The organism is Blautia wexlerae DSM 19850, assembly GCF_025148125.1.
In the GTDB taxonomy this organism is placed as follows: domain Bacteria; phylum Bacillota; class Clostridia; order Lachnospirales; family Lachnospiraceae; genus Blautia_A; species Blautia_A wexlerae.
In genome coordinates this window covers 2,643,997-2,664,958 of sequence record NZ_CP102267.1, presented here as the reverse complement: position 1 = coordinate 2,664,958, position 20,962 = coordinate 2,643,997, and the positions used below count along the sequence as shown (strand labels likewise).

General features: G+C 46.4%; 24 protein-coding genes. 5 read left to right on the top strand and 19 right to left on the bottom strand.

Annotated features, from left to right (window positions below):
* Positions 1 to 61 precede the first annotated feature (61 nt).
* The 10 genes from NQ550_RS12260 to NQ550_RS12215 form a co-directional block, all read right to left on the bottom strand.
* On the bottom strand, positions 62 to 265 hold the full coding sequence (locus NQ550_RS12260) for an excisionase (protein ID WP_009905235.1): 204 nt from the start codon (positions 263 to 265) through the stop codon (positions 62 to 64).
* Positions 266 to 697: 432 nt separating this feature from the next.
* Entirely contained in the window at positions 698 to 958 is a 261-nt protein-coding gene (locus NQ550_RS12255) for a helix-turn-helix domain-containing protein (RefSeq protein WP_005933821.1), read from the bottom strand.
* Positions 939 to 1,379, bottom strand: coding sequence for an RNA polymerase sigma factor (locus NQ550_RS12250; protein WP_021421424.1), 441 nt, complete (start codon positions 1,377 to 1,379; stop codon positions 939 to 941). Before NQ550_RS12250 ends, NQ550_RS12255 begins: the two co-directional genes overlap by 20 nt.
* A gap of 463 nt (positions 1,380 to 1,842) precedes the next feature.
* A complete protein-coding gene (locus NQ550_RS12245) occupies positions 1,843 to 2,580 on the bottom strand; it encodes an ABC transporter permease (RefSeq protein ID WP_005933814.1) in 738 nt (245 codons plus the stop codon).
* Between the two features lie 8 nt (positions 2,581 to 2,588).
* On the bottom strand, positions 2,589 to 3,260 hold the full coding sequence (locus tag NQ550_RS12240) for an ABC transporter permease (RefSeq protein WP_334319812.1): 672 nt from the start codon (positions 3,258 to 3,260) through the stop codon (positions 2,589 to 2,591).
* Between the two features lie 52 nt (positions 3,261 to 3,312).
* Positions 3,313 to 4,236: an ABC transporter ATP-binding protein gene (locus tag NQ550_RS12235; protein WP_021421427.1), complete on the bottom strand. Its 924-nt coding sequence runs from the start codon at positions 4,234 to 4,236 to the stop codon at positions 3,313 to 3,315.
* Positions 4,237 to 4,251: 15 nt separating this feature from the next.
* On the bottom strand, positions 4,252 to 5,019 hold the full coding sequence (locus NQ550_RS12230) for an ABC transporter permease (protein WP_021421428.1): 768 nt from the start codon (positions 5,017 to 5,019) through the stop codon (positions 4,252 to 4,254).
* Between the two features lie 105 nt (positions 5,020 to 5,124).
* On the bottom strand, positions 5,125 to 6,048 hold the full coding sequence (locus NQ550_RS12225; protein WP_025578755.1) for a sensor histidine kinase: 924 nt from the start codon (positions 6,046 to 6,048) through the stop codon (positions 5,125 to 5,127).
* 1 nt (position 6,049) lies between these two features.
* Positions 6,050 to 6,748, bottom strand: coding sequence for a response regulator transcription factor (locus NQ550_RS12220; protein WP_005933804.1), 699 nt, complete (start codon positions 6,746 to 6,748; stop codon positions 6,050 to 6,052).
* Positions 6,741 to 6,929: a helix-turn-helix domain-containing protein gene (locus tag NQ550_RS12215; RefSeq protein WP_025578756.1), complete on the bottom strand. Its 189-nt coding sequence runs from the start codon at positions 6,927 to 6,929 to the stop codon at positions 6,741 to 6,743. Before NQ550_RS12215 ends, NQ550_RS12220 begins: the two co-directional genes overlap by 8 nt.
* A 160-nt stretch (positions 6,930 to 7,089) precedes the next feature.
* Here NQ550_RS12215 and NQ550_RS12210 point away from each other — a divergent pair, with 160 nt between their 5' ends.
* The 5 genes from NQ550_RS12210 (at position 7,090) to NQ550_RS12190 (ending at position 10,017) form a co-directional block, all read left to right on the top strand.
* Complete coding sequence (locus NQ550_RS12210) at positions 7,090 to 7,443, top strand: helix-turn-helix domain-containing protein (protein ID WP_005933802.1); 354 nt, start codon at positions 7,090 to 7,092, stop codon at positions 7,441 to 7,443.
* 264 nt (positions 7,444 to 7,707) lie between these two features.
* Positions 7,708 to 8,037: a plasmid mobilization protein gene (locus tag NQ550_RS12205; RefSeq protein WP_015529200.1), complete on the top strand. Its 330-nt coding sequence runs from the start codon at positions 7,708 to 7,710 to the stop codon at positions 8,035 to 8,037.
* On the top strand, positions 7,998 to 9,347 hold the full coding sequence (locus NQ550_RS12200; RefSeq protein WP_025579758.1) for a relaxase/mobilization nuclease domain-containing protein: 1,350 nt from the start codon (positions 7,998 to 8,000) through the stop codon (positions 9,345 to 9,347). The genes NQ550_RS12205 and NQ550_RS12200 overlap by 40 nt, the downstream gene beginning before the upstream one ends.
* Positions 9,348 to 9,407: 60 nt before the next feature.
* Positions 9,408 to 9,677, top strand: coding sequence for a helix-turn-helix domain-containing protein (locus tag NQ550_RS12195; protein ID WP_015529202.1), 270 nt, complete (start codon positions 9,408 to 9,410; stop codon positions 9,675 to 9,677).
* Positions 9,628 to 10,017 (top strand): hypothetical protein, encoded by a 390-nt coding sequence (locus NQ550_RS12190; RefSeq protein ID WP_217292091.1) that lies wholly within the window; start codon positions 9,628 to 9,630, stop codon positions 10,015 to 10,017. Before NQ550_RS12195 ends, NQ550_RS12190 begins: the two co-directional genes overlap by 50 nt.
* Before the next feature lie 144 nt (positions 10,018 to 10,161).
* Here NQ550_RS12190 and NQ550_RS12185 read toward each other — a convergent pair whose 3' ends face one another.
* From NQ550_RS12185 to NQ550_RS12145, 9 genes are all read right to left on the bottom strand, one after another.
* On the bottom strand, positions 10,162 to 10,527 hold the full coding sequence (locus NQ550_RS12185) for a cysteine-rich VLP domain-containing protein (protein ID WP_005933796.1): 366 nt from the start codon (positions 10,525 to 10,527) through the stop codon (positions 10,162 to 10,164).
* Positions 10,524 to 10,730 carry a transposon-transfer assisting family protein gene (locus NQ550_RS12180; protein WP_015529203.1) on the bottom strand — a complete coding sequence of 69 codons (207 nt, stop codon included), beginning with the start codon at positions 10,728 to 10,730 and terminating at the stop codon, positions 10,524 to 10,526. Before NQ550_RS12180 ends, NQ550_RS12185 begins: the two co-directional genes overlap by 4 nt.
* Positions 10,731 to 10,732: 2 nt before the next feature.
* Positions 10,733 to 11,677, bottom strand: coding sequence for a hypothetical protein (locus NQ550_RS12175; RefSeq protein ID WP_025579754.1), 945 nt, complete (start codon positions 11,675 to 11,677; stop codon positions 10,733 to 10,735).
* A 3-nt stretch (positions 11,678 to 11,680) separates the two neighbouring features.
* Positions 11,681 to 15,553, bottom strand: a complete 3,873-nt coding sequence (locus NQ550_RS12170) for an antirestriction protein ArdA (RefSeq protein WP_025579752.1) — start codon at positions 15,551 to 15,553, stop codon at positions 11,681 to 11,683.
* A gap of 217 nt (positions 15,554 to 15,770) precedes the next feature.
* Positions 15,771 to 17,861: a DNA topoisomerase 3 gene (locus NQ550_RS12165; protein ID WP_173681264.1), complete on the bottom strand. Its 2,091-nt coding sequence runs from the start codon at positions 17,859 to 17,861 to the stop codon at positions 15,771 to 15,773.
* A gap of 15 nt (positions 17,862 to 17,876) precedes the next feature.
* Positions 17,877 to 18,062: a hypothetical protein gene (locus NQ550_RS12160; RefSeq protein ID WP_117472559.1), complete on the bottom strand. Its 186-nt coding sequence runs from the start codon at positions 18,060 to 18,062 to the stop codon at positions 17,877 to 17,879.
* Positions 18,059 to 18,784: a DUF4366 domain-containing protein gene (locus NQ550_RS12155; protein WP_173681265.1), complete on the bottom strand. Its 726-nt coding sequence runs from the start codon at positions 18,782 to 18,784 to the stop codon at positions 18,059 to 18,061. The genes NQ550_RS12160 and NQ550_RS12155 overlap by 4 nt, the downstream gene beginning before the upstream one ends.
* Positions 18,774 to 19,043 carry a DUF4315 family protein gene (locus NQ550_RS12150; protein WP_005933780.1) on the bottom strand — a complete coding sequence of 90 codons (270 nt, stop codon included), beginning with the start codon at positions 19,041 to 19,043 and terminating at the stop codon, positions 18,774 to 18,776. The genes NQ550_RS12155 and NQ550_RS12150 overlap by 11 nt, the downstream gene beginning before the upstream one ends.
* Before the next feature lie 31 nt (positions 19,044 to 19,074).
* Entirely contained in the window at positions 19,075 to 20,862 is a 1,788-nt protein-coding gene (locus NQ550_RS12145; protein WP_430393321.1) for a CHAP domain-containing protein, read from the bottom strand.
* Between the last annotated feature and the right edge of the window lie 100 nt (positions 20,863 to 20,962).

Below are 20,962 nucleotides of genomic sequence, written 5' to 3'. Positions count from 1 at the left end.
AATGGAAAGAGCCTTGATATGCTTGACTACATTGTACCACATTCAAGGCTCGATTTCACTATCAGATTGCGTCCACCGTATCAATCATTTTTTCAAACTGCTTACGCTTAATCTGAATACGGTTTCCGTTCATCATTACCCAGTCCGGGACGGGATTTTCTTCTGCCAGTTTCCGCAGCTTGCTTTCTCCGATACGGAAATATTTTGCGGCTTCTTCTATGGTAAGAGTGTACTTTTCCCAAATCGGCACGTCGTTATTGTTCAATTTGTCGTCCCCCTTTCTAAATGGGTCAAAAGTCAATTTGTAACATAGGCTTTAATCGGACGGCTATTAGCGTAACCTCATGGGACTTGCACCCCTCCGGCGGTCTGCCGAAGCCCTACCCATTGCCTGCGACGCTTCTAACGCTCGGACTATGGCTGTAAGGAAGTATCATTATGTATTCTGTGCGTTATCGCCCGCAAGTTGCTACACTTGCTTTGCAGCGGTGGTGTTGTTCGCTCGCTTTTCCCGTAGGAGAAAGGTCATGGCGCACCCGCCGTATGGCTCGGCACAAAAGGAACGTATCCGATTTGCCTTATGCTGCGTCGCCGTTCTATTGCGCCGCTTTCTTTGTCAAGGTTCAAAATGGCTGTGTTGCCGCATTAGCAGCGGAACGGAAAAGGGGGAGTAAAGACGTTCCACCGCCGATTGCGGTTATTTCTCTGTTCTAAAATTGAGGACAGCCATCATCAGTTTGGCTTGCAGCCGTTCCCGAATGTCGTTGTCTATACCAAAATAAACATTTCCACGCTCGTCATATAACTTTCGCATGGATAAACGGGCTATATAACCGCTGAAATGCTGCAAGACCATTTTCATAGCGTCCGGGTCGCCCTTTGTCGCTGCCACAATGACAGGATAAGGAACAAGGGCATTTTCCGGGTAGCCAGGTTGATTACCATTCGTCCCATTCATCAGCATTTTCCTCCAAATATTTTCTTAATTGTTCAAAAGAGCTTGTCCGCCTGTACTGTATTGTGCTTCTCGGTGTATTGAGCAACTCTGCAATTTCTGTATCGCTCATTCCCTCGAAATAATACAGCAATATGGCTTTGCGCTTTTCTTCCGGCAAAGTACGGATTGCTTCAAGAAGCAGCTTCGGCGTGATTTTCTTTCCGGCTTTTTCAAAGACGGTTTCAGCAGTTTCCCGTTTGAAATATTCATCAAAGGTATGTAGCTGTCGCGCTTCATCTAAGGTCATGTCGGAAAAGGTTACTTCCTTTGCCTTATGTGTACGAAGCTCTCTATGAGCGTCGCACGCTTCATTGTGCAATACCGCATTGCAATACTTCTGAAAAGAACATTGCTTATAAAACTCCCTGCTATTAGGTTCCACATTCTCACCTCCTTTCTCGTTGAAAGTTGGTGGTGCTTCCCCCTTTTCGCGGGGTAATACGGAGCTTTGAAAAAATGCCAAATATTTTCGGAAATTTTTTCAAAAATTTTTTTAAGCATACAAAATGCGCCCGTCCGCAAAAAAACGCGGACAGGCGCATAGGAATAATAAAAAGTATTTAGATGATTTAATAGTTCATATCTAAGGGTAGGAATATCCCCGGTGGCGGTCGGGCTTTTTTTGATAAATCAAAGAATGTAAGAATTTGTTGATGTGGTTTATAACTCATGGCGGCTACCTCCTAAAGCCGCCATGTCTACATGGTTAAGGGTCGTCGTACAGACAAAAAGAAACGGCGGCTCTGAAAATCAAAGCCGCCGAAATAGAATAGGCGCGTGAAAATATGGCTGCTCTGCGACGGCTTTTTTTCTTTGCCGTCGTCCGGCAGATGTTGGTTGTATCATTACTTATTTTTGATTGTTTTTTTAGATATTAAAATCAAGACAGAAAACAATCCACAAAAGAACAAACTCATAAGGCTAATAATGATTTCTCCAAAGGTGGCAGAATAATAGCCGGAAATATTGAATGTAGCAGTAATAGGATAGCAAGCCGAAAGAACATCGGATATACTTGTGAATAATCCTGCAAAAGAATAAATTACTGTAAAAATCAAAGCAAGCCAATAGCCTTTCTTTATTCTTGATACAACCGCAATAACAGGTGCAATAGCAAAGAAAATCCCAATGCCGTCAAGTAAATAGATTTTGAAAAAACTTAAAATCATTTTGATAGACAAGCCCCTAAAATGCAAAATAACTTCAACTAAAAATGTAATGCCGAAAAGCAGCAAATAAAAGAGTACGCTAAATGCAAAAGTAATAAGTAATTTTGCAATCGTCATTTTAGCTTCACTTATTGGAATTAAACGTAATGATTTAATAGTATCTTCTTGTTCCTCACGACAAATCATATAGCTCCCCAAAAGTGCAATAACCGCAGGAAGAACAAAAAAAGTTGCTAAAGACTGTGCTGCGTTCATAAACCACCCTGCGTCATCTATATAGCGTTTTTCCCCAAAAGAAAACTGCCCTTGAGTAAAAACAATAATTGCAACCATAATAACTGCGAATATGGCGACCAACACAATTTTTGAACGTCGGAGTTTTTGATGTTCTGCCCAAATCAATTCTTTCATCATTCAATCACTCACTTTCTATGCTTTAAGGAAATGTACGCAAATACGATAGAAACAATAGTCCATATACCGATACAAAAAAGTGCAGCCGGAATATTGACTTCCTGTGCCAAAATAACACCGGGAATATCTCGCATGATAATTGCTGTTGCACTGGATAGAGGGTGTAGGTACATATTAACCATAAGCAAAATAAAGCTAAGAAAGGTGTAAACCAGTGTCACACATACAGGGAGTATATAGTTCTTCCCGGCAGCTGCAACCGCTAAAAGTGGTAATATGGAAAATGCGGTAAGTATGGCGATTTCAATACATTTCTTAAATAGATAACTGATACTATTCCATTCAAAGGTTATATAACCGGGAAGCATACCGAAAAATACAGACGCTATGGCTGTAAGCAACATAAAACAAACGGAATAAGACAGTACAACAATAAATTTGCTAAAAAAATATCCTGTCTTGCTAATCGGTATAATCCACAACTGTTTGAGCATATCGTTTTGATTTTCGTCATACATGAGCATAGTAGAAACCAAACCCAATACAACAGGAAGTATAATCCAAGCTGTATAGCTGAATGTAGTCCACTTATAAAATTGTAATGGTTCAATAACTGTTTTATCAGCACTTCTGAAATAAAAAACTGCAAGAAGTGGCATGAAAAGAGCGGATAACAGCATTAACACAATAAATTTTTTTCGACGCAGTTTAAGAAACTCTGCCTGTATCAGCCTAAGCAATTCCTTCTCCTCCTGTGATTTTTTTGAAATAGTCCTCTAATGTATCATTGCATAGCTGAGAACTGATAACAGCTATATCCTGTACCACAAGAGCTTTATTGACAGCAGCCATATCCAACGAAGTGTCATAAATCCGCAGGGTGTGTTCGTCCTGTACGGAATATTCGGTAACCCCAAACTGCCTTTCCAAAACAAGAGAAGTTTTCGGTATATCAGAAACTTGCAGAAGTATATACTTACTGTTTTTCTTTTGTAGCTCATTCATGCTGTTTTCTTCCAGTAGTACACCATGGTCAATAATGCCGATGTCATCAGCCAGTAGTGCAATTTCGGACAGAATATGACTGGAAATGAGAATTGTTTTTCCGCGCTCGATACTTAAAGTCTTAATAAAGTCCCTTACTTCTGCAATGCCTATCGGGTCAAGACCGTTTGTGGGTTCATCTAAGATTAGCAGTTCAGGGTCATGTAAAATAGCATTTGCTATTCCAAGACGCTGCTTCATTCCAAGAGAATACTTGCTAAACAATTTTTTGTCCCGATAAGGCAGACCGACAATCTCCAAGGCGTTTTTTACTGCATTTGGCGCAGCAGTACCGCGCAGTTTTGCAAATATCTCCAAGTTTTCCGTACCTGTTAAATTCGGATAAAAGCCGGGTGTTTCAATAATAGCACCAATCCGGGGATATACTCTTTTTTCCCTCCCTTTGATATTTTGACCGAATACGTCTACTTCGCCGGAAGTAATATCGGTCAACCCCAAAATCATTTTCATAATTGTGGTTTTACCCGCCCCATTACGCCCCAACAGCCCATATATCTGTCCTTGTTTCACATGAATATTAACAGAATTGACTACCGTTTGCTCTCCATAAGTTTTTGTCAGTTGTTTTGTTTCAATTACATATTTATTCATCATATATCCTCACTTTCAATAGGTCTGTTTCCGCAATGCAAGTACGGAAACAATGGCTGAAATACTTCCAATTACCAAAAGAGAAATTAAACAGATATTCGGAGATATAGTTATTTCTATTCCTCCCGCCCATTTCTTAACCATTTCTGCTGCGTCAGATGAAATATAGGGATAAATTCCCATAACACTCGCCAGTGGGTGCAGTCCCATAATCCCCGACGGAATAAGCACGACAGGCACAAGATAAAGTAATGCAGCCCCAATCGGTAGAACATATCCCTTTGCCAATGTTGCTAAAAAAATAACGGGGAGCATTGCAAGTGGAACTAACACGCCACCGGCTAAAAATAATAATCCCGCCTGTAAAATTGTTTCCGTATTCAAATCTGTAAAGCCGCCTGCAAGAAAGCCGCCAAGAATACAGATTGCAAAAGTAAGCAGACATAGTGCTAATGACATAAAAATTACCACTGCTATCTTTGAAAAATAAAGTTGCGTTTTGGAAATCGGAATAATCAGAAGTCCTTTTAAGGTATCATTTTTCTGTTCATCAAAGAACAATGTGGTTGCAAACATACTCAACACAATAGGCAGAAACAAACTTGTAAGGTTCTTAAATGCCAATGTGTATAAATCACTAAAACTATTCATTAGTGAGCTACTTCTTGATATACTGAAAGCACGTTCAACTGCGAATATTCCTAAAATTGCAGTTAGAATAAAGATACCTAAGACTGTCTTATTGCGTTTCCATTTCAGCATTTCAGTAGAAATGATAGTCATTGTCTTTTCCTCCTTTCTACCTCCCATTATATAGTATCAACCTTGCCATAACCTTGCCGAAACCTTGCTTTTTTCTTGTTTTATAGCAGGAAAGCCCCGCATTATTTACAGGGCTTTGGGAAGCAATATAGTAAATACAGTCCCTTTATCAGAGCTGTTTTCAGCGGTAATGGTTCCTTTGTGAACACTGATAAGCTCTTTAGCAATCGCCAGTCCTAAACCATTTCCCTTTGCAGACCGCGACTGGTCGCACTGGTACATTCTTTCAAAAATATGTGGCAGCTTATCGGGAGCTATTCCTTTTCCATTATCTGAAATTATAATTTTAGCTTGTTGTATATCTTCACAAATATGCAGTGCCATTTTATCTCCCGCACTATGGATAATAATATTTTGAAAAAGATTGTTAAGTACGCGGGTATATGCGTTTACATCTATGTGAATAAAATACTCTGTTTCGGGTATGACAAACTCATATTCAAAATGATTGCTTTCTAAGACGGGAATCCAATCCGCTATAATGTTGCGGGATAACTCGTTAAGGTCAAATTTTTCAAAATGAAAAATCTGCTCTCCGGAATCCAGTTTTACCCATTCAAACAAATTTTCCACAAAGGATTTCATATAGTGGGCTTTTTCATGTGCGACATGGATATATTCGTCCTTTTCCTCTCCAATAACAATTTTGTTTTCAACCGCTTCCAGATAACCTACAAGAGAAGCAAGCGGGGTCTTTACATCATGTGAAAGACTTGTCATCAGCCGTTTATATGCCTGTTCAGATTGTCTTTGCCGTATAAGCTGCGCCTGACTGTTTACTGCTATTTTGTTAATGTCATAGCAAATTGTTTTTGTCATATCGTTTTCGCCTGCTAAAATACGTCGGTTCAAATTCCCTCCCTTTATATCATCTAAGGCGTCTTTTATCAGCGCAAGCTGTGTCCGCACACGCCGTAAGACAAAAAGGAGATACATAATAATAAGCAGCATAAGGGCTATCACTATGAAAAGATAAACATTTATATCCATGTTACGCCTCCTTGTTAAAACGGTAGCCGACACCCCGGACAGTTAAAATGTAAAAGGGGTGGTCGGGGTCTGGCTCAATCTTTTTCCTTAATTTGCTAATAAAAGACATAATATTGCTATCATCAAAAGCGTATTCTTCCTCCCATACCTGTGAATAAATTTGTTTTTTGGTAAATACTCGTCCTTTGTTGGAAGCAAGAAAGAGAAGTAAATCAAATTCTTTTCCTGTAAGCAAAACGGGAATATCTTTGACCGTAACTGTACGATTTAATTTGTCAATTACCATATCTTTCAACGATATGCTGTCTATGTCTGCCGTAAAGGGGTTTAAGGTGGTATATCGCCGGATAAGGGAATTGACACGCGCCAAAAGCTCGTTAATACCAAATGGCTTTGTCAAGTAGTCGTCTGCTCCCAGTCGCAGACCGAAAACCTTATCTTCTTCGCTGCTTTTTGCAGTAAGCATAAGCACCGGGATATTGCTTGTATCTCTAATTTTTTGGAGAATCTGAAACCCGTCTATATCCGGCAGCATTACGTCCAAAATAATAAGGGAATAGCTATCTTTATTTTCATCAATTAGACGAACCCCCTCAATACCGTTATATACAGTTACGGCTGATAATTTTTCCTGCTCTATGCACTTTTTCATAAGAGCGCAAAGCTCTTTATCATCATCTATAATCAAAACTTTATTCATGGTGCAGCTCCTTTCCTCGTTTTGTTCTCCCGTCAATCGGTTTTTCAGCGTCCTTTGGTATCAGCCACATATATCCAAGTTTTGAAACACCCGGTATGCGGTTTTCTCTGCAAAGTACCTGTACCCGCCTTTCAGAAATTCCCCATTTCTTCGCTGCTTCGGGGCAAGACATATATTCCATAACACCCAAGTCCTTTCTACAAATCATATCAGTATAATTATAGTCGGACATACGAATAATAGCAAGTATATAAATATGAATTATTATGGCTAATTAGTGGAACTGTATAGACATATCCAAGAAGAAAGGGGAACAGTAAAATGTAACTGGGTGAATAAATATGGCAAAAAGACCAGTAGAAAAATATGACTTCAAAGCCTTTGGAGAAGCGATAAAAGCTGCGCGGACAGGACGCAAGGAAAGCCGCAAACAGGTAAGTGATGAAATGTATATTTCCCCTCGCTACCTTGCGAATATTGAGAATAAAGGACAGCACCCCAGTCTGCAAATCTTTTTTGAGCTTATGCTCCGTTACAATATATCCGTAGACCAGTTTCTTTTAGATACGCCCGTCGGAAAAGATACAAAGCGGCGGCAGCTCGACGCTCTGCTTGATGATATGAGCGATAACGGCATACGGATTGTAACAGCAACCGCAAAGGAAATTTCAGAAGTCGAAAAAGAGGACAAATAGAAACGTCCGGCAAAATTGAATATGGATTTTCGGAAGCGTTGTAATCTTTTTTGAGATTGCAGCGTTTTTCTTTTGCATAAGTTCGGCAAAATGGTTTTTTCTCCGTAGAGGGAAATAAGGACATAAAAGATAAAAAACTTTCTTAGCAAGCATAGGAAAAGAGTACCCTTTTCCGTATTTTCGCCCTCCCGCCCTGCGGTGCGTCGGTTAAAAATTGCTTGTTGGGAAGTGTCCCAAACCCTCGGAATGGAAAGGAACGATTGCATGAACGGACGCAAAAGAAAAGTACAAATCAAATTCTATGTAACAGAGGAAGAACGGGCATTGATTGAACAGAAAATGAAGCTCGTCCCTACCCAAAATATGGCGGCGTATCTTCGCAAGATTGCCATTGACGGGTATATCATTCAGACAGACCATAGCGACATAAAAGCCATGACAGCGGAGATACAGAAAATCGGGGTCAACGTCAATCAGATTGCAAAGCGTGTCAATGCGACAGGCAGCGTCTACCAAGAGGACATAGAGGAAATAAAGGGGGTGCTTGCGGAGATATGGCGGTTACAAAGATTAAGCCTATTAAAAGCACGTTGAGCAAAGCCCTTGATTATATCCAAAACCCGGATAAGACAGACGGGAAAACGCTTGTGTCCTCCTTTGGGTGCAGCTATGAAACGGCAGATATTGAGTTTGAATATACTTTGTCGCAGGCTCGGCAGAAAGGGAACAACTTAGCCTTTCATCTGATACAATCGTTTGAACCGGGAGAGGTGGACTGTGAGAAAGCCCACACAATCGGAAAACAGCTTGCCGACGCGGTAACAAAGGGACAGCATGAATACGTCTTGACTACCCACATAGACAAAGGGCATATCCATAACCATATCATTTTTTGTGCGGTCAACTTTGTTGACTACCATAAGTACAATTCCAATAAGCGCAGTTACTACGGCATACGGAACATAAGTGATAAGCTGTGCAGGGAAAACGGGCTGTCCGTTGTCATTCCGGGTAAAGGCAGTAAGGGAAAAAGCTATGCAGAATATCAAGCGGAAAAGACGGGAACAAGTTGGAAAGGCAAGCTAAAAATTGCCGTTGATACACTTATCCCCCAAGTAGCAAGTTTTGAAGAATTATTGCAGCGGTTACAGGCGGCGGGCTATGAGATAAAGCCGGGAAAATATATCTCCTGCCGCGCTCCCGGACAGGAACGCTTTACCCGCATAAAAACCCTCGGTGCAGATTATACAGAGGAAGCAATCAAAGAACGGATTGCAGGCAAGCACACAAAGGCAGCGAAAGCTCCCAAAGAGCAGCGCGGCGTATCGCTGCTTATCGACATTGAAAGTAGTATCAAGGCACAAGAGAGCCGGGGCTATGAACAGTGGGCGAAAATCCATAATCTGAAACTGGCTGCAAAAACTATGAATTTCTTGACAGAACACAAGATTGAGCAGTACGCGGATTTAGTCAGCCGGATTGAAGAAATAAATGCGGAAAATGAAAAGACAGCAGACGCATTAAAGAGCGTGGAGAAACGTCTTGCAGACATGGCGGTGCTGATGAAGCACGTTACCACCTACCAAAAAACAAAAACCGTCTATGAAGCATACCGCAGGGCAAAGGATAAGGACACATACCGGGCAAAGCAGGAAAGCAGTCTGATACTCCATGAAGCGGTGGCAAAGGCATTGAAAGCGGCGGGCGTTACCAAGCTCCCCAATCTTGCCGCCATGCAGGAAGAATACGGGAAGCTCCAAGCGCAGAAAGAAGCCCTTTACACTGATTATGGCAAGCTGAAAAAACAGGTCAAGGAATACGACGTTATCAAACAGAACATAGACAGTATTTTAAGACTGGAAAAAGAACCGGAACGGGGCAGGGAAACCGAACGCTTACAGTAGAAATATCTATAAAAGCGTGGTAGGATAAAGGTATTCCAATATAGACAGGAGCGTGAAAACATGGCAGACCAAACGATACCCGATTATGAAACCATAAGCGCCGCCGTTACCGGAGAAACATGGGCGGTGGAAAAGGTGCTTATGTGCTACAAGGACGAAATCGACAGGCAGGCAACTGTAAAGAAACGTCAGCCGGACGGAACATTCAAACTGGAAATTGATGAAGATATGCGCCAGTATATCACAATGAAGCTGATAGAAGCCCTCCCCCAGTTTCCCCTTGAAGAAATGGAAAGAGAGGAAAAAAGAAATCGGGACAAAAAATCATAAAAAGGTAGACGGGAAGCTGCTGCGGACAGATAAGCAGTTCCGGCATTTGAAGCAACGGCAGAAAGAAACTATCAGTACATGGCTTTATGAGGAATACCGCCGTCTTTGGATAGAAAAGGGACAGGAGCCGCATAAGTACAACAACCGGGAAATCGTTGCCGCTGTTATGGAACGGATAGAAGCTGCGGGGATATGGCTGCCGGAACAGGAAGTAACAAAATATTTTTACCGCAGGAAAACCCATTACCGGAACCGGATAGAAAAAGAATTACAGCCGAAGCCGGAAATGCAGGATAAAGACAGTCAGACACAAAAAGAACAGGGCGCAGGAAGCCAGTAATGACCTCCCGCACCCTGTTCTTTTATAGGTACTGATTTTAAAATGTTACGCAGTAGAACCCCCATTTTAAGGGAAAAGGTATTCTGTATCGCCTATGCCAGTTTCACGTCATTTATGCCCTGTAAATCAAGGCTTTTTTTGCCCTTATCGCGTAACCGCCGCACGCCGTTTCCTCATGCGCTCGGCTGCCTGTCTGCGGGTAATCCGCTTCCGGCAGTCCGGGCAGTATTTGACGCTGTTCGATTTTGATACAAAGAACGTGCCGCACTCGGTACAACGCTTTTTGTCCTCTGTCTTGAAAAGCTCTGCATACAGTAGCTTATCAAGAGGAAGTACGGCAATTTGAAACCACTTGCATAAAAGCGAACAGGAAATGAGCTGCGGGCAGACACATTCCTCCCCGTCGTCCAGTAAGATACAGTGTCCGCGCTCGCAGTTGCAGCACTCCTTTTTTACAAGGCTGTTGACTTTTCGGCTCTGTGGCGGCGTAAGCCGCTTACCCCCGGTCATACTTCATCAGCGGCGAAAATGGCAAGCTCCGCATACTCGTTTTCTGTTAGCGGGGAAATTTTCTGTAAGGTGCGTTCTGCAAAGGGGCGCATATCCTCGTCCATGAACGGCAGCGCAGCCGTCATATTTTCCATAAGCTGTGCTTTGCTTCCCTCATGGTAAATACTCAACAGGTTCATTTCTTCAACGGTCAGTCTAATCATGCTCATACCTCCAATTCGTGATGTTTTGATTTTGCTGTCTTTTTCGGGACTTTTGGGGATTTTTCTGTTTGTAACTGCGCCCGGACAGAGGGAGGGGACTGTTTCATCTCTTTATTCCTCTCGCTTTTATCTATCAGCGCATAAACTCCATGCCTGCCCTCCAACGTAGATAAGGAAAGGCTTTTGTAAGGGAGCATGGAAAGCAGCCGTTCCATATCCTTATCCGTTGCCAGTGGAACAAAGTAGGGAGAAAGTTCTACCGCACAATGGGTCTTTTCGGGGCTGTCCGGTTCTCCAAGCCCTTTTACATTTTCCACAATCCGGCGGGCTTCTGTTTCAATCTGTCTATCATGCAGGGCGGCGATATGTAACTGAAAATCCCTCTGCGTATGCGGTGTTCGTTTTTTCTGCTGTTCCCTCAAAAGGCTTTTTAAGGCTTCCGGGTCGTTTGGCTGTGCTTCAAAACGTATAAACTTTCCAAGTTGCGGGTCAGTGTCCCCGTCAAAATATTGTCCGGCAGGCTTTGTCAGCTCCCCATGCTCATAAATCAGCGTGTAGTTGTCGGCAGGGATTGATTTTTCGATTACTTCCCGGAAATGCTGCAAATAATCCAGTTCATAAAGATTGCCCTTGATTTTTTCCTGCTCTGTGCCTGTCAGTTCCACCGCATAGGCAAGGATAGTATCGCGGGTCTGTTCCCCGTAAAACCGCCATGTATTATGCTGCCTTGTGTCCTTTAGAAAAACGTCCCGTTCCCGGAAGCAGCACGTCCCGGACGGGCGGGAAAACCACAAAAGCCGTTTGTCCTCCGGGATAAGGCTTACCGCCGCTTTCCGCAAAATCTGTTTGTCTATGTCAAAATCGCTCTGATAAAAAGCGGTGTTCTGTTTCATTATGGCTTCAAGGGAAGCAATAACGTCCACATTTTCAAATTTTTGTAACTTCATAGGTCAGCTCCTTTCCAAATCCTGTGTTTTCTGTCTTGCCTGTTTCTTCGGTGCCTGTTCTTTCGCTGCTTTAAGCTGCGCCCGGATAGAGGACTTTTTCTCCGGCTCTGCCTGTTTCTTTTCTGCTTTGAGGGCTTCGGCGTATTCTGCAAGGGAAATCTGTCCTCCGGCTTTTGCTTTTTCTTCCAGTTCCGTAGCGGTCGGGGTGTTGTTTATCTGCCCGTCAATCATGTTGTAATTCTGCTCGGTGGTCTGTTCGGCAGCTTTCAGATAATTTTCCGGCTGCAAAAACTCCGGCACGTCCTTATAACCGAAGCTGTCTACATAGTGGGCGGTGTCCTGTCCGTTCTGATGAAGTACCACCACGTCGGAAACGGAAAGGCTGTGTCCCTTAAAATCTTTCGGGTGGTCGATATTAAAGCGGGTGTAAATATCTTCAAGGGAAGTCCCCGGCGTAAGAGGTGCGGAATAGACAAGTGTATAGTTTTTCGCGTCTACCCGGTGTCCGGCGGCAATCAGACGGTCGTAAGGCTCAAAACGCAAGTCCCTTGTTTCGTCCCCGCCTTTTATCTGATAAATGGAAAAGGTGTCTTTATCCTGTGGGGCTTCCTGCTCCGGCTGCCCTTGTGCGAATTGTTCCTGTGCAGCTACCTTTTGCGCCCGGATATGCGCCCGCTGTAACTCGGTAGGCTTTTCCCCGGTAAGAGGTGCAATCGCCTTGACATAATCAGCCGCATAATAGGCGTTACTGGTAAGCTGCCGCTGCCATGCCCCGGCTTTTGGCGACCAACGGAAGCCGTTGCTTTTTAAGGCTTCCCGCGTAGCTTCGTCCGGCTTATCCTCAAAGAAGATTTGCAGACGGTTCGCTTCGGTGTTTGCTTCCACCTTGCCGCCGTCGAATTCCCAACCCACAAAACCGATTTCTTTTTGCTGTGAAAGGGATTTGATACGGTCTTTCACGCGCCGGATTTCCGCGCTGTTGTTGGATAACGCCCAAGTCGCAAAGGGCTTGTCCCCCAAATGCCAACTGCTCGCCATGTCCGCTTTTAATTTTTCAAGCTGTTCCGGCAACAAATGCGGGCAGCCGTCAAGGGTCTTGTGCTTACGGTAATAGGCGTTTACGGCTTTCATGGTTTCCTGTGATTTTTCAAGGCTTTCCAGTTTCTTTTCTAACTTCTGTACTGCCTGCGGGTCGTCTGCACTGATACCGCCCATGCCGGTACTGCGGATTTTATCAAGAAGTCCTTGTATGTCCTGCCATTCCCGGTAATTGCTGTCGCGGGCTGCGTTCTGCTTTTCTTTCTTCCTTGTGGGGAAGTTAGAGCCGCCCGCAATGAGGATAGAGGGAACACGCGCGTCAATCTCATAGCCTTTGTTCATGTTCGCCGCCAGTTTCCGGGCGTAGGTGTCAAGCAGGCTGTCGATTTTCTCATGGTACATCGGGTCTACCCGCTGTTTCTGCCTTTCTGCAAGCTGTACGGCTTCATCTACATAGTGCCTGTATTCAGCCGTCGCGCTGCCTTGCTTATAATCGGAAAAACTGTTTGCGTCCTTTGCACGTTTGGCGGCAGCTTCGTTGATTGTGTAATAAGGTGCGGCGGGTGCAGCTTGTTCCGGCTGTGGTGCTTCGCTGCTTGCGCCTGTATCAGCTTCCGGCTCGGTCTGTGCTTCTTTTTCCTGTACCGGGGCTGTTTCTTCGGGAAGCTCCGGCGCGGCTGCTTCTGCTTCGGGCTGTATGGTAGCTTCCTGTGGGGTCTGTGCCTGTTCGGTGGTCTGTTCCTTATCCTGTGCCTTTTGGATTTCTGCAAAATGTCCGTCTATGGTATCAATCAGACTTGCGGCGGTGCTGCGGATTGTTTCAAGAGAGCCTTTCAGTTCTGCAAGTTCTTTTCCGCTGCTCCACCCGGCGATATATCCAAAGGAATAGTCCGACGTATCAAGCCCGTAGTGTTGGCAAACGGCATAGGCGACGCTTTCTGCCTGTACCTCGCGGGTGCGACGGTCGGGACGTTCCGGCGCGTCTTTGTCTATGTCATGGAGTGTCGCATGGGCAATTTCATGGATAGCGGTCTTGATATTCTGCAATTCGTCCATGCCCTCGTTGATGAGAATACACTTTTCCTCATAATTGCAGCGTCCTTTTATACTGCCGCTTAGTGCTTCAAATCCCATAGCAAAGGGGGAAGTTTTTTCAAGGGCAGCGAAAAAATCCTGATACTGTTCCACGTCGCCCGTAAGCTCCTTTATCCCAAGGTCGGGCAACTCCTTACCCTCGGTCTGCGACACGTCAAAAACAGATACCACACGAAAGGCGGGGATTTGGATTTCCTTTTCCTCGGTAACGGCTTTCCCGTTCTTATCGAAAACAGGCTTTTGCGTGTCCGGGTCGATTTTTTCCACCTGTTTCTTAACGGTAAAGGGCGCGGGCGCAATTATCTTGATAGCTTTTTCCCCCGGCTTTACATGGCGGTCAAATTCCTTTTCCCATTGTTTATAGCCTTTTACAAGGTTGCCGCCCTGCATGGCGATAAGGATTGTATTGTTTAGGCTGTAATCATGGAATTTAGACATAGTACGCAGATAGTCGGCGTAACGGTCGCTTTCATAAATCCCCAAAATGCCCTGTTCCAGTCGGTCGGTAATCTCTTTCATTTTGTTGGCGGGCTTTTCGGAAGATAGGATAATCGGGAGAACCGGGGGCTGCTCTGTGGCAGTGGTCGGTATGGCTGCGGCAGCGTCAATGTCTGCCTGTTCCTTTTCCTGTACTGGCGGCTGCGGTGTTACCCGATATTCCTCCGGCACGTCCCGTCCGTCATACCACTGTGTAAAGGTGTTGCGGTTGTTGTAGATATATCCCTGCTCGGTAAATCTGCCCCCGTCATTGATAGCAGCGTCCCGCCCGTATTCCTCATAGAGAAAATAGTTTTTTGCTTCTTCCGGCAGCTCCAACTCGTCCAGTTCTTCAATCAGATAATGCCCGTAATCTTCCTCGGTTTTTACGGACGGATAAATCCAGTAACAGTCAAGATTTTGTGCAAGGTTTATAATGTCCTGCAAGTCCCTTGTATGGTCGCCGTATGTGATAGCCGCAGCAAATTTTTCCCGGTCGTCGTCAAACTGCATTTTCAAAAGCTCGCCCAAATAGTTCAGTTCGTCAAGGCTTTCAAGCTCGGTCAATTTCCCTGCCAGTCCCGGAATAGAGGACTGATATTCTGTGATGTGCAGCTCCCCGTAGTTTTTGCCGTCTATCCCGATACGGTCAAAGACTTCTTTCAAATGTTCAGCAGTCGTGGGGAATGATACCCATTCGCCCGCAGGTCTGCCCTCGGTGTACTTTCCAAGATTAGAAAGATACCCGCTTAAAATCGTTTCTTCCATGCGCTCACTCCTTTCTTTCTCAATCATGCGGTGCATAAGCTCGTAGTCCTCCATGCTCATGCTCCCGTCAAATAGATAGGGGTCGGGTTCTTCGCCGCCCCGGTAGGCTTTTTCAGAAAAAGGCAGCCCCGCAGCGTGGGCGGCGGCTCTTGCTTCCTCGATAAGCTCCGGCGGCAGCCTGTCGTCGTGGGCTTCGATAAATTCCCCGATATTGCTATATCCGTTTTCGTAGTGGCGGCGCACCCCGGCGGTCAGTTCGTCAAGGTTCCTGTCCTCGCCAAGATAGCCGGAATAATAGCCGTTTACCACAACGGCGGCAGGGTCAGCCTGTTTGATTTCTTCCATGCGGCTTCTGTCCTCCGGGTAGAGAATATCGCCCATTTCAAGGTGGAAATATTCCGCGTTCCAAGAACGTCCCGTTTTCCAAAACGCCACCCAAGCGATACCGTCCCTTAATTCTTCTTGATAGTCTTTTACGGTGTCCCGTAAATTTGCCATGTGTAACCTCCTTTCCCAAAGGCAGCGCGGACGCTGCGCTTTCCAGTTTCATCATTCAGTACCCCGCGCCCGCGTTTTTGCCAAAGAGTTTAGATATTTTTTCAAGATTTCAGAGGGTTTGGGAAACTTCCCAACAAGCAAAAATCCCCGCCGTTCTCGGTAGAGAAAGCAGGGATTTTACGGAAAAGGGTACTCTTTTCCTATGCTTGCTATTCAGTTATTTTTTCTTCGGAAGCTCCACCCGGTAGTTGACATATTTCCCGCCCGTATCAGCCAATACGATAGTTCCGTCGTAGGTCTTGCCAGTCTTTGGGGAATAGAGCTTTTTCACATTTACCTTGCCGGATTGTAAGAGCGCGGCGGCAATCTTCGGGGTAAAGGTTACTTTTCGTTCTTCAAAGAAACGGTCATTTTTCCACATGGTAAAGATACATTCCTTATTGCTGCAATAGTAATTCTTCTTGCCCTCATAGACAGGAGAACCGCAGCGGGGGCAGCTTCCCAACGCTTCCCGTTCCGGCTTGAACATCTGCGCTTTATCATCAGAAAGAAACGGGTACGTCTTTACCAGTTCCCGCGCCATATTCTCAATACCCTCCATAAATGCGGCGGGGTCTGCCTTGCCTTTTGCAATCTGTGTCAGATTGTTTTCCCATTCTGCGGTAAGCTGCGGGCTTGTCAAGGTGTCCGGCAGGACGCACACAAGGTTGATACCGTCCTTTGTGGGAAGTAGCTGCTTGCCTTTTCGCTCCACAAAACCGCCCTTTACCAGTTTTTCAATGACGGCGGCGCGGGTGGCGGGAGTTCCAAGCCCTTTGCGTTCTGCGTCCGGGTCGGTGTCCTCGCTTCCGGCGTGCTCCATAGCAGAGAGCAGCGACGCTTCGTTGTGAGGTTTTGGCGGTGTTGTGTCATGTTCCGTTACCGTTGCCGCCGGATTTTCAAAGGTCTGTCCCTCGGTAAATGGCGGCAGGGTCTTTTCTGTGTCGCTGTCTGCGTCGTCCGTTTCGGGCTTGTTCTTTAAGGCTGCCCGGTAACGGCGGTCAATCTCTTTCCAACCGTCGTACAGCACTGTTTTTCCCTTTGCGGTAAAGGACTGTCCGGCACATTCAAATGTAGCCGTAACCGCTTCAAAGGTATGTACTGCGGCGGTCGCCATGAGCAGACGCGCCCCGGCAAGGGTAAGGATATTCCTTTCGCTTTCCGGCAGCGCGGCAAGGTCGGTCTTTGCAAGCTCCATAGTCGGGATAATGGCATGGTGGTCTGATACCTTTTTACTGTTCAGCACTTTTGCAAGCTCCGGCGCAAAGTCCATGCCCGCCATAAAAGAAAATTTCCCACAAAGCAGCTTGATAATGCCCGCCGCTGTGTCGCCCATGTCGTCGGTCAGAAATGCGCTGTCGGTTCTCGGATAAGTAAGCAAACGCTTTTCATACAGGGCTTGTGCAAGGTCAAGGGTCTGCTTTGCGGTATATCCGAACAGGCGGTTTGCTTCCCTCTGCAAAGAAGTAAGGTCAAAGAGCTTCGGCGGGGCTGCGGTCTTTTTCTCTTTCACAAGGGAAGTACAGACTGCTTTTGACGCTTCACAAGCAGCTTTCAGCCTGTCAGCTTCGGAACGGTCAGACAGTTTTTCGCTTGCAGCTTCCGCGCCGGATAAGGACAGGCGCACATGATAGTATTTTTCTTTCTTGAACGTGGTAATCGCCGCGTCCCGGTCAACAAGCATTTTTAAGGTCGGGGTCTGTACGCGTCCCACATTCAAGGTATGGTTGTAAAGGACAGAAAAAAGACGGGTGGCGTTGATACCGATTAGCCAGTCAGCCTTTGCCCTGCATAATGCGGAAGCAAAGAGCGCGTCGTATGCTTCGCCGTTCTTCAGATGAGAAAAGCCCTCTTTGATAGCAGCTTCTTCCATTGAGGAAATCCACAAGCGGCGCGTGGGCTTCCTGCACCCGGCAACTTCGTAGACAAAACGGAAAATGAGTTCTCCCTCGCGCCCCGCGTCGCAGGCATTGACGACTTCGGAAACGTCTGCCCGGTGCATAAGTTCCTTTAAGGTCTTGAATTGCTTTTCCTTGTCAGAAGCAACGGTGTACTTCCATTCCTGCGGCAAAATCGGTAAGCTGTCATAGCTCCACTTTTTATACTGCTCCCCGTAGGCGGCAGCTTCGGAAAGCCCTACCAAATGTCCCACGCACCAAGAAACGATATAGCCGCTTCCTATGAGAAATCCGTCTTTCTTTTCCTTTGCCCCAAGTACGGCAGCGATTGTCTGTGCCACACTGGGCTTTTCTGCGATAACTAAAATCAATGATAATTCCTCCTTTTATCGTTCGGTCTGTCGTTTGTTTTCCAGTTTTCTCATACAGTACCCCACACAAGGGGACTGCCCCTTGTAAGGGCAGCCCGCGCAGCGTGGGGAAGAAATCTCCGGCGGGGATTTTTCCCGTTTGCCATAGTCCGGCTTCTGTATCATCATCTTTTCAAAGGGATTGTCGGTAAACAGGGTCATACTTCCTCGTCCTCCGTTTCTTCCTCTTTGGAAACTTCCCCGGTATCTGCTTCCGGCTCGTCCTCGTCGTAATCCTCAAAGTCAAAATCTTCAAGGTCGGTGCTTCCTTTCACGTTATGCTTCGGTTTTACAAACTTAAAGTAGTAGAACGCCGCGCCGCCACCAAGCAGCACAAAGAGGACTAAGGCAAGCACCGCGCCGGGATTGCCGTCTTTTTCTTTGGGTTCTTCCGGCTGCTCGGTGGGTGTTGGCGTGGGTTCCTTGCCTGTGCAGCCTGTCAGAGTAGTTGCACATACCGGGCAGGACGTATTTACCTTTCCGACTTCGCATTTTTCCGTACAGTTGCAGACTTCCGGCTTTTTCGTGGCTTCCCCGGTTTCGGTCAGTGCCATAAGGTCGGCTTCGTCCACTTGATTAAGGAAATGTACGGTCTGTTCCCCCTCGGTTGCCCGGTCAATGAGGATATAAAAGTAGTTGCCGCCTTTGGTGGTAACAGTGATAAGCTGCTTATTGCCGCCGAAATCGTCCACCAGTGTTGCGTTGCCCTTTGGGGTAAGGGGCGGCGTTTCCGGTTCTTCCACCACTACATTGCTGTCGTTGGTCGCGTCCTCTGTGGGTGGCTCTGCGGCTGTTCCCTGTGCATAGGCAGGGACAGAAAAACCGCCCATAAGGATAAGGGCGGCACAAAGGGCAGTCATGGTCTGTTTGAGTTTATTTTTCATCTGCATTGTCCTCCTGTTCTTCGTAGTCTGCCGCTTCGGTAGCGGGTGCGGCGTTCATGCCGGGAATACCGCCGCCGGACAGCATAGCATTTAATTCCTGCGGGGTAAGTCGCATAGCGCGTACAAGCTGCACGATTTCAAGGTTTTCCGCTTCGGTTTTCTGCGCTTCCAGTCCTTTTAACTTGTTCTGATACTCTGTGATTTTCTCGCGGGTCTTTGCGATTTCCTTATTGATACGGTCGATTTTGTTGTTTGCCATAAAATAAATTCTCCTTTCTTTTCGGGGCTGCTTACCAGTTCATCAGCCCGTAGCCTTTGATACATTGATAGTTGAGGTCATAGCTTTTAATCTTGCAGGCGTCGCCGGAATTGCCCTCAACGGTATAGACGTGGCTTCCGTCCCTGCCAAGCACAAGCCCCACATGGTCGGCAACGCCGTCTAAATCCCAGTCGAAAAAGATAGCGTCGCCCGGTGCGATATTCTCATAGCCGCGTGCGCCCCATTGTCCCCTTGACTGGAACCAAGGAACGCCCTGCCATTCGCAGCCCGCAAAGCGGGGTTCGCTTTTTCCGGCTTGATTGTAGCACCATGACACAAAGCAGGCGCACCATTCCACGCGGCTGTTAAATCCGTACCAAGACCAGTAAGGGTAGCCGCCCACGTTTCCGACCTGCTGTTTTGCAAGCTCCATAAGCTCCGGGTTTCCGGGACGTGTGCCGTTTACAAACTCCACGCCGCTTAAATCCTCGGACGGGCTTCCGTCGGGAGAGCCGCCGCCAAAAATCAACGGTTTGTTGCCCTGTGTCTGTAAGTACACCTTGAACATTTCAAACTGCTGTGGGTTCAGCAGTTCTTCCGCAAGGGAAGCAATCGGCTTGTTTGTCAGTTTCACATTTAAGATACGGTATTCGTATTCTTCCTCGTTGCCCTCCTCGTCGGTGGTGGTGCGTATCTCGATTTCTTCCGTCAGCGTCAAGGTGTACTGTAAGCCGAACAGCCGTTTTAGCTCTGCCTGTGCGCTCTGCGGGGTGTAACTCTGCAAAAGGGCAGTCAAGTACGACGCTAATTCGTGGGGGTTATGCCCGATAGTATCAAGGTCATAGCGGTATTCATCATAGCCGCTGTGGGTGCTTTCGATATTGTCAATTTCCTGTTGCAGCTCATTTTCCATTGCAGCATAGCTCTGTTCCGTTGCCACAAGGTCGCTGTCCTCGGACGTGTAGGAAGTCCCTAACACGCTGTTCATGCTGCCGGAAAACATTGCCCCACAAGAGGAAAGCCCTACGGATACCATGATGAACAGAAGCAGCGCGGCGATAGCGATTATCACGCCTGCCGGGTGTCGTCCTGCAAAGGCAGCCGCTTTCTTTGCTGCTGTTTGGGACGCTCCGGCGGCAGCTTTGGCGGTGGCTGCGCCGCTTTTCTTTACGGTTTTTGCATACTGGCGTTTGATTTTCTGTTTCTGCATGAACCGGGAAAAGGGATTGCTTGTAAGCTGCGGGTTCTCCTGCAAGGCTTTGTGATACTGAAAATTGACGTTTGCCTTAAACGCTGCCTGTTCTGCCTTTGCCGCTTCCCGGTAGGGTTTCAGCTTATGGCTGCGGTAGCCCTGTTTTAATTTTCTTGTCCCGTACCTTGCGCCGCGCTCGGCAAGTTTCTCCGATTTGTGCGCGCCCTCCACACCGGAATTATCTTTCTCGACGCTATGGATTTTGTTGTGAACAAAAATACCCGCTTCCTGCGCGGGGTGGGATAACGGGTTACTGTGGGCTTTGCCGCCGGGTATCGGCTTTTCCTGTTCTTCAAAGCGTAAACGGGTCTTTGCCTTTCCGGTGGTTTCCTCAAAGGTGCGCTCTTTTACAAGTTTCTTCTGCTTCGGGAGAGCTGCCTTTGCTGCGTCCAGTTTGTCGGCTGCTTTTTCCGATTTTTTGATGTAGGGTTGCAGTTTTGGCGTTTCCCGTTCCTCGTCGGTAAACTGCAAGCGTGAAGTGGAAGTACGCAAAACAGCCGCTTCCTGTGCTTTCTTGACTGCCTTTTTGCTTGCCTTTCGGGTATGGGCTGCGTCAAGGTGTTCCATGACACGCTCTGCGGTAGCGGTGTCCGGCTGTGAAAAGTCGCTGTCTGCTTCCCGGCTGCTGATACGCTCGGCAGTCTGCTGTGTTTCATTGATTTCCACC

Bases quoted from the DNA above. Each gene is read 5' to 3' on its own strand.
- NQ550_RS12195 (WP_015529202.1), top strand. From the start codon at position 9,408: ATGGCAGACCAAACGATACCCGATTATGAAACCATAAGCGCCGCCGTT.
- NQ550_RS12160 (WP_117472559.1), bottom strand. From the start codon at position 18,062: ATGACCCTGTTTACCGACAATCCCTTTGAAAAGATGATGATACAGAAG.
- NQ550_RS12240 (WP_334319812.1), bottom strand. From the start codon at position 3,260: ATGCTGTTATCCGCTCTTTTCATGCCACTTCTTGCAGTTTTTTATTTC.
- NQ550_RS12185 (WP_005933796.1), bottom strand. From the start codon at position 10,527: ATGACCGGGGGTAAGCGGCTTACGCCGCCACAGAGCCGAAAAGTCAAC.
- NQ550_RS12235 (WP_021421427.1), bottom strand. From the start codon at position 4,236: ATGAATAAATATGTAATTGAAACAAAACAACTGACAAAAACTTATGGA.
- NQ550_RS12215 (WP_025578756.1), bottom strand. From the start codon at position 6,929: ATGGAATATATGTCTTGCCCCGAAGCAGCGAAGAAATGGGGAATTTCT.
- NQ550_RS12175 (WP_025579754.1), bottom strand. From the start codon at position 11,677: ATGAAGTTACAAAAATTTGAAAATGTGGACGTTATTGCTTCCCTTGAA.
- NQ550_RS12180 (WP_015529203.1), bottom strand. From the start codon at position 10,730: ATGATTAGACTGACCGTTGAAGAAATGAACCTGTTGAGTATTTACCAT.
- NQ550_RS12155 (WP_173681265.1), bottom strand. From the start codon at position 18,784: ATGAAAAATAAACTCAAACAGACCATGACTGCCCTTTGTGCCGCCCTT.
- NQ550_RS12230 (WP_021421428.1), bottom strand. From the start codon at position 5,019: ATGACTATCATTTCTACTGAAATGCTGAAATGGAAACGCAATAAGACA.
- NQ550_RS12225 (WP_025578755.1), bottom strand. From the start codon at position 6,048: ATGGATATAAATGTTTATCTTTTCATAGTGATAGCCCTTATGCTGCTT.
- NQ550_RS12150 (WP_005933780.1), bottom strand. From the start codon at position 19,043: ATGGCAAACAACAAAATCGACCGTATCAATAAGGAAATCGCAAAGACC.
- NQ550_RS12170 (WP_025579752.1), bottom strand. From the start codon at position 15,553: ATGGCAAATTTACGGGACACCGTAAAAGACTATCAAGAAGAATTAAGG.
- NQ550_RS12255 (WP_005933821.1), bottom strand. From the start codon at position 958: ATGAATGGGACGAATGGTAATCAACCTGGCTACCCGGAAAATGCCCTT.
- NQ550_RS12245 (WP_005933814.1), bottom strand. From the start codon at position 2,580: ATGATGAAAGAATTGATTTGGGCAGAACATCAAAAACTCCGACGTTCA.
- NQ550_RS12145 (WP_430393321.1), bottom strand. From the start codon at position 20,862: ATGGAACACCTTGACGCAGCCCATACCCGAAAGGCAAGCAAAAAGGCA.
- NQ550_RS12210 (WP_005933802.1), top strand. From the start codon at position 7,090: ATGGCAAAAAGACCAGTAGAAAAATATGACTTCAAAGCCTTTGGAGAA.
- NQ550_RS12205 (WP_015529200.1), top strand. From the start codon at position 7,708: ATGAACGGACGCAAAAGAAAAGTACAAATCAAATTCTATGTAACAGAG.
- NQ550_RS12200 (WP_025579758.1), top strand. From the start codon at position 7,998: ATGGCGGTTACAAAGATTAAGCCTATTAAAAGCACGTTGAGCAAAGCC.
- NQ550_RS12220 (WP_005933804.1), bottom strand. From the start codon at position 6,748: ATGAATAAAGTTTTGATTATAGATGATGATAAAGAGCTTTGCGCTCTT.